We start from the raw sequence: 1,154 nt of genomic DNA on the forward strand, positions 1-1,154 counted from the left end.
GAATGAAGCAAACTCTTCCCCCGACGTATCAGCAAGATAACCGGGTATGACTTTTTACATTGCACGGAGCGAAAAGAGAGTATGGCTCGTTTTCTGGTAACCGGTGGCGCTGGGTATGTTGGCAGCCACGTTGTTCTTGCCCTGCTGGATGATGGGCACGACGTTGTTGTGCTGGACAACCTGCGCACTGGCCACCGCGCCGCGGTGCCAGAACAGGCGACCTTCGTGCAGGGTGATATTTCAGACATTGATTGTCTGGATAAGGTTCTTTCCTCCGGCACGTGGGATGGCATTTTGCATTTTGCAGCCCTCTCCTTGGTGGGAGAAAGCATGCAAAACCCCATGATGTATATGACAGCCAATGCTGGCTACGGTTTTGGGCTGATTGATGCCTGCGTGCGCCACGGTGTGAAACGCTTTGTGTTTTCCTCCACCGCCAACCTGTTTGGTTCTGCCGGGGAAGGCCCGATTAACGAGGATGCCCCCATCAACCCCGGCTCTCCGTATGGCGAGAGCAAATATATGGTGGAACGCGCCCTGTACTGGGCTGACAAAATTCATGGGCTGAAAAGCGCCTGCCTGCGCTATTTCAACGCCGCTGGGGCTGATCCGGCTGGCCGTGCGGGGGAAGACCATCGCCCTGAAACGCATCTGATCCCGCTGGTGATTGATGCCGCCCTGAAGCGTCGCCCAGCCCTGACGCTGTTTGGTGAGGACTACCCCACGCCAGATGGCACCTGTATCCGTGATTATGTGCATGTTACAGATCTGGCGCGTGCCCATCTGGCTGTGCTGCCGCTTCTGAATGATAAAAGCGTGGTGTTTAACGTTGGCACAGGGCGCGGCAATTCCAACCGCGAAATTATTGATGCCGTTGGCCGCGTGAGCAATCTGGAGGTGCCTTGGCAGGCAGGCCCACGCCGCGCGGGTGATCCGGCCAGTCTGGTGGCCAGCCCTGCGCGCCTGATGGAAGCAACAGGTTGGGCGCCAGAATTTACGGATATCGATCGGATTGTGGAAACAGCCTTTAACTGGCGCAAAAACCACCCGCAGGGTTATGGCGCGTAACCTTCTTTTTTCCTGCATGGTGGCCTTTACTGCTACCATGCACGCCGCCTTGGCAGGCCATGCCGCCAGAGCAGAAGGCCCAGCCT

Annotated in this window: 1 protein-coding gene; it reads left to right on the forward strand. The window is 57.1% G+C overall.

Translation table 11 applies throughout. The features are described from left to right. The first annotated feature begins 81 nt into the window (after window positions 1-81). Complete coding sequence (gene galE / locus ACP7IZ_RS13725) at window positions 82-1,068, forward strand: UDP-glucose 4-epimerase GalE (RefSeq protein ID WP_006116444.1); 987 nt, start codon at window positions 82-84, stop codon at window positions 1,066-1,068. The last annotated feature ends 86 nt before the right edge of the window (window positions 1,069-1,154 follow it).

It is taken from the genome of Acetobacter sp. AAB5, assembly GCF_050106715.1.
Lineage (GTDB): Bacteria > Pseudomonadota > Alphaproteobacteria > Acetobacterales > Acetobacteraceae > Acetobacter > Acetobacter oryzifermentans.